This window comes from Lactococcus sp. UBA7128 (assembly GCF_002492185.1).
Taxonomy (GTDB): Bacteria; Bacillota; Bacilli; order Lactobacillales; family Streptococcaceae; genus Lactococcus; species Lactococcus muris.
This window is the reverse complement of record NZ_DKXK01000049.1, coordinates 65,093-72,509: the sequence shown is the minus strand read 5'-3', so window position 1 is coordinate 72,509 and position 7,417 is coordinate 65,093. Positions and strand designations below refer to the sequence as shown.

Annotated in this window: 6 protein-coding genes; 5 read left to right on the top strand and 1 reads right to left on the bottom strand. The window is 42.1% G+C overall.

The features are described from left to right. Positions 1 to 174: 174 nt before the first annotated feature. The 3 genes from B4H39_RS06035 to B4H39_RS06025 all read left to right on the top strand — a co-directional run bounded on the left by B4H39_RS06035 (position 175) and on the right by B4H39_RS06025 (position 3,697). Positions 175 to 1,938 (top strand): hypothetical protein, encoded by a 1,764-nt coding sequence (locus B4H39_RS06035; RefSeq protein WP_251420354.1) that lies wholly within the window; start codon positions 175 to 177, stop codon positions 1,936 to 1,938. 521 nt (positions 1,939 to 2,459) lie between these two features. Beyond that, positions 2,460 to 2,843 carry a MerR family transcriptional regulator gene (locus B4H39_RS06030; RefSeq protein ID WP_251420352.1) on the top strand — a complete coding sequence of 128 codons (384 nt, stop codon included), beginning with the start codon at positions 2,460 to 2,462 and terminating at the stop codon, positions 2,841 to 2,843. A gap of 101 nt (positions 2,844 to 2,944) precedes the next feature. Further along, complete coding sequence (locus tag B4H39_RS06025) at positions 2,945 to 3,697, top strand: SDR family oxidoreductase (RefSeq protein WP_202229650.1); 753 nt, start codon at positions 2,945 to 2,947, stop codon at positions 3,695 to 3,697. A gap of 219 nt (positions 3,698 to 3,916) precedes the next feature. Here the strand turns inward: B4H39_RS06025 and rpmB are convergent, their stop codons facing one another. Next, positions 3,917 to 4,111, bottom strand: a complete 195-nt coding sequence (gene rpmB, locus B4H39_RS06020; protein ID WP_003133678.1) for a 50S ribosomal protein L28 — start codon at positions 4,109 to 4,111, stop codon at positions 3,917 to 3,919. Positions 4,112 to 4,292: 181 nt separating this feature from the next. On the opposite strand from rpmB, the gene B4H39_RS06015 reads away from it, so the two are divergent. After that, positions 4,293 to 4,940 carry a DUF1129 domain-containing protein gene (locus B4H39_RS06015; RefSeq protein ID WP_202229652.1) on the top strand — a complete coding sequence of 216 codons (648 nt, stop codon included), beginning with the start codon at positions 4,293 to 4,295 and terminating at the stop codon, positions 4,938 to 4,940. Between the two features lie 104 nt (positions 4,941 to 5,044). Next, positions 5,045 to 7,363 carry an HAD-IC family P-type ATPase gene (locus tag B4H39_RS06010; protein WP_251420350.1) on the top strand — a complete coding sequence of 773 codons (2,319 nt, stop codon included), beginning with the start codon at positions 5,045 to 5,047 and terminating at the stop codon, positions 7,361 to 7,363. Positions 7,364 to 7,417 lie beyond the last annotated feature (54 nt).

Here is a 7,417-nt window from a genome sequence, read left to right as displayed (position 1 = left end):
CACAACACAACACAACACAACAAACAGGCGGTAGATTCCCCTTCTTTTTCGTATGCACCAAAACGTTCCGGATGACTGGGACGTTTTTTGCCGTGCGCTAGCCTATCATGCACTAAAATGCATAAGAATATCATATTAACCCTTAGAACATAAAAAGAAAAGAGGAAGTGTGACATGCACTCAACAAACAGGAAAAAACTAGGAATCCTTTTAGCCATATTGTCGGTCCTGCTGCTCATCTCAGGCACCTTCGCATGGTTCTCCTTCACACAGAGGGCCATCAATGACCGCAGTGGCAATATTAACTTTGAAGAAGTCGGCCGCTTGCACGACTACTTTGACCGGGCCTCAGGCAACAAGGATGTCTTTGCGGAGAACTTTGGCGATGCGCCTATCTTGGTGCGCGTTAAGCTCCTCGAATACATGGAAATCAATGGCGAGTCCTTAGTCCAAGCTGACCCACAAGAGGTGGCAGAGGGCAACGCAGTCCAACCCATCAAGGAAGACACGGGCACATGGACCCCTTGGACACCGGAAGCCTCAGGCAACACAGTCGGCCAACGTGTCGGACCGGGTGCCGTCTTCAACGCCCGTGCCCGCTGGACCGTCGGTTGGAATCCCCGCGCAGCCACAGACGGCTCAGGTCAGCTGAATGCTCCTTACTTCATGCCGACCTTTAACCGTGCCCGCGATAACCACAAGACAGCTGCTGCAGGCGACGGACGTGACTGGACCCAGTCGGGAGAAGAGGCCGATACTTCAGCCAGTCCTGATGGAACCAATGCCGGAGCAGATGCCACAGGGGTCACTCATCCCGGAAACGGGACAGATGGCTACTGGACCAACGGCAGCACAGCTACTTCGATTTTAGGGACACCGCCCGATACAGAAGACGGGACACACACGGCTTGCCAGACCGTCATCCAAGACCAGCCGGTCATGTTGCTCAGCCAGTGGAATGCCCTGCCAGTGCAAGATCGTGTGGGGAACTTCTGGGTGGTGGATCCCCAGACAGGTTGGGCTTACTGGGCCAATCTGCTCTTCCCAGAGGAAGCGACCTCTTTCCTCCTCGATCAGGCTAATTTTTCTACGAGCGGGATTCGGGGAGATTATTATTACGGGATTAAGGCCGTTGCCAATATGGTCGCCAACACAGATGGTGATGTGTCTGCCCTTTGGGAGGAAGCCCCAGAAAACCACAGTGACCTTGCCAAGCAGTTAGTGGATGAAGTGCGTAATGGCTTACCTATCCTTGGTGAGATGGAGCCGGGACAGATTTTCTCTATGCGTGGCACGCAATACCGCTATCTTGAGAATAAGGGGGATGGAAATCATCTGGTCATGACAACAGCTCATCAAATTAATAGTGCATGGAATACCAATGCGGGTGTAGACAGCTATAATGGTTCAACTTTAGATAATAATATGAAAAACTGGCATGATAATCTGCCGAGTGTTGTTCGCCGTCAAGTTCAACCTGTGCAAAAAGAGTTTACAGGGACAGGACCAGATGCGATGATTAATGACTCTTCATGGATAACGCCCAACGGAAATTCTGTAAGTGCAGCCATACCAATTGTAGGAACACCTCGAGCCTTTATTTTAGACTTTGAACATCCAGCCTTTACGGCTGCTTTGAAAAATGACTTTGCGGAAGTTGACCCTAACGGCGAGAAGAAGGCCTTTGCCCTTTCTGTAGCAGAAGTCAATCATCTTTCGGGACCGGGGAAGGCTTTTCCAACCATGGCTTCAAGAAGCGCTCTCTGGCAGCTTCGTACACTATTCAGCTCCACTCATCCATGGGTTATAATACCTGGAGTAGGTGTAGCAGGTTCATTTATTATTGCTACTAATAGCCCTATTACGGATTCGGGAGTTTTACAAACAGCTAATCTCATCCTCCGCGACCAAGACGGTGCATGGACTTCCGGATTTTAGAGACTGTACACGAGAGAAGGCACCTCTAGCGTGAGAGTTTTCTGCCTAGCTTTAGGGGAGGCAGTACAAGCTCTTAGGACTTGTGAGATGTTTTTGGTTGAAAAACCGTAAAAATAAGAACCGCCGGACTTTAGAGTAAAGCTTCTTAGAATATAGCATTGCTGCCAGCTTTTATTTGGCCAGATAGGTCTTGCTTGAAACAAGGCCTTTTTTATCTCTATCATAAGTGCTTTTTAATTTATTCCTTCAAAAGATATAAAAAATAATTGAACAGGATTAGAATAAGACAAAAACCAGCGCGTAACTTTTAACAGGGGCTGTTCATAAATTATTTTATTCTACTTTGGTTAATTGTTATTGAGATGAAGTTATGTGTAAAAAGAGCAAATGGAAAACGCAGCGTCCGTCATTAGGTGTAATGATACGTTCAGTAAACTTTATTTGATGTAGAAGTAAAGATACTAAAAATGCTATAATAGAGGCATAATATATAGTTATTTCACAAAGAGCATTAAAAGATTATGAATATAAAGAAAGCTGCCGAGTTATCAGGTATTAAAGCAGATAACATCAGATATTATGAGAAAATTGGATTAATTCCAAAAATTGCGCGTAAAGAAAATGGTTTACGTCATTTTACAGACCGTGACATCCAAGCCTTACAGTTTGTGAAGCATATGCGTGATGCAGGGGTGAAAATAGAACCACTGACACGCTACATGAAATTAGTCATTGAAAATGGTGATGTTGAAATACGTAAAGAAATCCTCCGACAACAAGCGGCTCAACTTAAGCTGGAGATTGAGGAAAAACAGCGTGCGTACAACTATTTGATTTATAAATTGGAACATTATGATGAAGTCATGAACACAATTGAAGAAAATCTTGAAAATCAGGAGTTCTAGCGGTATCGCTAGAACTTTTTCGTTGCTGATAACCTTTTTCTTGACTTGGAGTTCACTTCAAGGTTTATAATGGATGTATAAATTAAGAAAAGGAGAATCAAATGTCTAACTCACTTAAAGATAAAGTTGTCATCATTACTGGAGCTTCAAGTGGAATTGGTGAGGCTACAGCGAAACTTCTTGCAGAAAAAGGAGCAAGTTTAGTACTTGCTGCACGACGTGAAGATCGTCTGGCAATGCTAAAAGAAAAACTGACAGGGCAAAGTGCTTCAGTTGACTACAAGGTTACCGATGTTACTTCTGCAGAGGAAAATGCTGCACTCGTTGCTTTTGCAAAAGAAAAGTACGGCAAGGTTGATGCGATTTTCCTCAATGCAGGTATCATGCCTAGTAGTCCACTTTCAGCACTTAAGGTCAACGAGTGGAACAGCATGGTCGACATCAATCTCAAAGGCGTACTCAATGGAATCGCAGCAGTTATGCCCGAGTTTGTCAAACAAAAATCAGGTCATATTATCACAACAAGTTCAGTGGCTGGTCTGAAAGCTTATCCTAATAGTGGTGTATACGGTGCAACAAAATGGGCAGTCCGTGAATTAATGGAGGTCTTGCGCATGGAATCAGCAATGGAAGGCACTAATATCCGTACGGCAACCATTTATCCAGCAGCAATCAACACGGAGCTGCTCAATACAATCACAGATAAAGGGACATCAGAGGGCATGGCTGCTCTGTATGAAAAGCACGGTATTAGCCCTGATGCAATTGCTCGTATCGTTGCTTTTGCACTTGAACAACCTGAAGATGTGAACATTAGTGAGTTTACAGTTGGACCAACAAGCCAACCTTGGTAAGGTGTCAGGAAAGAGACTATACACTATCCAACTTTAAGAAAATAGCTTAAGTCTCTAAAAAAGCATATATAAATCAGAAAGGGAGGCAGTCTGAAGTCGAGCGCTTTTTATTCGCCTCTCTTTTGCATTTGTTCAACGCTCAGTTACCGCTTATAGCTTTTTACAGAATAAAAAAGACCAGTAAATATCCTATTTACTGGCTTTATTTATCTAAACGACTTATACACGCTCAACGCCTGCAGGCAATTTTTTCAACGCCTTAGCTGAAGCCCATACAGTTTTGAGTTCACCGTTTTCAAGAATTTGAACTTTTTGAAGATTTGGTTTAACTACACGTTTAGTCTGGTTCATCGCATGTGAACGGTTATTACTTGATACAGTCTTACGACCAGTAAAATAACATTCTTTTGACATGATTTGATTCCTCCTTAAAAATTTCATGCTTTTTTTAAAGAGCATCTCTAAAAATTCAGATCTGAAATATAATTCTTACAGAAACCCTCAAAATAACATACCAGATTAGTATAACATTTTTTTATTAAAAAAATCAAGTTTTATTTCCAAATTTCGCTAATTTTTTTATATAATAGGAGGTATGGAAAATCTAATCGAGCAACTCACTGCAAAAAATAGCGAATATGTACACAGTGTCACAAAACAACTGATGCTTCTGGGAAAGTCAGATGAGGAAATTAAAGAAATCCTTAATGAAATCTTGCCCAAAATTATTGAAGGCCAAAAAGAAGGAATTCTTGCCCGTAAACTGTTGGGCGCGCCTGTAGAATTTGCAACACAATATAAAATTGAAGACAAGGCGGAGCATCAGGAAAAAGAGAAAAACGAATCTCCTTTCTTGATGTGGCTAGATAGTGCTCTCCTTTTCTTTGGAGTAATTTCAGTTGTGATGGGGCTTATGGGGCTCTTTCAACCTCAAGCCAGTGTCTATGGGGTTCTAACAACGCTTGCCTCATCTGCTTTGGCCGGTTTGGTGATGTACTGGATGTATAAGTACTTTTACAGTGCGCAAAGAGCACAGAAAAAAGGGAAGGGCTTTGCGATGCTTGCTTTGGCAATGGTGGCTTGGGCAGGTGTATCTGTTTTAGTCGCTTTACTCCCTAAGTCGATCAATATCGTTCTTACGCCTTATGTTACAATCGTTCTTGGAGCAGCTGTGATGGGAATTCGTTTTCTTATTCAACGCAGATTTAACGTTCAATCATCTATGGCACGCCCAACAAAATAAGCAGAGGAACCTCGCCGTGATGTGGCGAGTTTTTATATTTCAATAATGTAAGATATTTGCTTTCCTATCTGTGTTAGGATAAATTTAGAGTGAGGAGAGAACTTATGTCATTTAAATATGAAGGCTTGACTCAAGAAGAAGTCGAGAAACGTTTAGAAGCAGGACAAATCAACGTTGCAAAAAATGAAAGCAGCAAAACATATGGTCAAATTTTTGCCAGTAATTTGCTGACCTTTTTTAATACAATTAACATAGTTCTTTTTGTTTTAGTCCTTTCTGTAGGTTCTTATCGAAATGCGCTTTTTATCATTGTTGTTGCAGTCAATGCAGGGATTGGTCTTCATCAGGAAATCAAGGCTCGTCGCTTGTTGGATAAGCTTTCTCTGTTAAATACAAGCAAGGTAAAGCTTTTTCGTCAAGGGAAACAGATAGAGCTAAAACAAGAAGAATTGGTACTTGGTGACATTATCCTTCTGGGTTTGGGGGATCAAATTCCCTGTGACAGTCAGATTATAGAGGGACAGCTTGAAGTGAATGAGGCTTTACTAACGGGTGAGGCGGATGCTTTGACTAAAAAAGAAGGTGCGGAACTTTTTTCAGGAAGTTTTGTGACAAGTGGAACAGCGGTTGCACGTGTTATTCATGTGGGGAAAGACAACTATATTCATCAACTGTCTCATGAAGCAAAAAAAATAAAGAAGCAAAAGCGCATGTTGCGTGACAGTTTAGCCAAAGTAGTACGCATCGTTAGTTTTATCATGATACCTCTGGGGATTTTGCTTTACCTGAAGCTGTTTTATGTTGTGGGTACGGGGCATAAACAAGCTGTACTAGGAACAGTTGCCGCCTTAGAAGGCATGTTTCCACAGGGACTGATTCTTTTGACCAGCATGGCTTTGACTTTAGGAGTCATTAATTTAGTGAAACAAAAAGTACTGGTTCAGGAACTGCATACGATTGATGCACTGGCGCGTGTAGATGTTCTTTGCCTAGATAAAACGGGGACAATCACGACAGGTGAAATGCGGGTTGAGCATGTTGAGGGGCTGGCAGAACAGCCTATAGAATATCTGAATCCTGTTGTTGGAAATTTACTAGAAAATCTCCCAGATAAAAATGCTACAGCTCAGGCTTTGAGAAAACATTTCGCTCCCTCAAAGGAGCTTAAAGCCTTGCATGTCCTTCCTTTTTCATCGGAAAGGAAATACAGTGCTGTTGAGTTTACAGAGGCAACCTATTATCTGGGGGCCTGGCAATTTTTATTTCCTCAAGGAAATTCTCGTTTGCAAAGCGAGGCACAAAAATATGCCGAGAAAGGCTATCGTGTTTTGGCTTTGGCTCAGTCAAAAGAGCCAATAGAGACAAATTTCCTCCCAGAAGATTTGCATGCTCAAGCACTGATAGTCATTTCTGATATATTACGTGATGACGCCAAGCAGACGTTGGCGTATTTTAAAAAGCAAGGAGTAGAATGTAAAATCATTTCAGGTGATGATCCAGTAACGGTCTCTGCCATCGCTAAGTCAGTCTCTTTAGCGGATGCAGAGAAGTATGTTGATGTAAGCCAAGTGAAGACAGATGAAGAATTAGAATATGCAGTGGAGAACGCTCAGGTCTTTGGGCGCGTGTCGCCTCAGCAGAAGAAAAGAATGGTACAAATTCTTAAACAAAAAGGGCATACGGTAGCAATGACCGGTGACGGCGTTAACGACATTTTGGCTTTTAAGGAGGCGGATTGTTCAATTGCTATGTGTGAGGGAAGTGAAGCGGCTAAACAAACGGCTAATCTGATACTTATGGATAATAATTTTTCAGCCATGCCCTATATTGTCAACGAAGGACGGCGTGTGATTAATAACTTGACTCGGACGGGTTCTTTGTTAATGGTGCGCATGATGTTTTCAATTGCATTGACAGTTTTGACCTTGTTTGTGGGGAATATATATCCTTTTGAGCCTATCCAATTGACGGTTTTGACAGCCTTTTTTGTGGGTATTCCGTCATTTTTCCTTAGTTTTGAATCAGATTTTTCACAGGTACGCGGAAGTTTTTTACGACTTTTATTTGAACGCTCCTTTCCTGTTGGATTAAGTATCGCTGTTGGAGCAACACTTATTGGAGGAATTGGTGCTTCCATTGGGATTTCGCAGTCGGAACTTGCGATGATGACAGTACTCTTTTCTGCTTGGAATTATATTTTGATGCAGCATAGAATATTTTGGCCAATCAAACGCTATCGCTTATGGATTTTCACGCTTACACAGCTCTCTTTTTTGATTGCTCTCCTTGTAGGATCGGACTTTCTCAACTTGGCTTGGCCAAGTCTTGGGCATTTACTTCTACTTTTACCTTTTCTCCTTGTTGCACCGGTTGCCCAGTATCTGCTCTTGAAAAGTTCAAGCTTTATTTTTAAAAAGTTGTAATCAAGCTGAATTACAAATAAAAGGTCTAGAGAAGATAGGTCTAGCCTTTTTCTT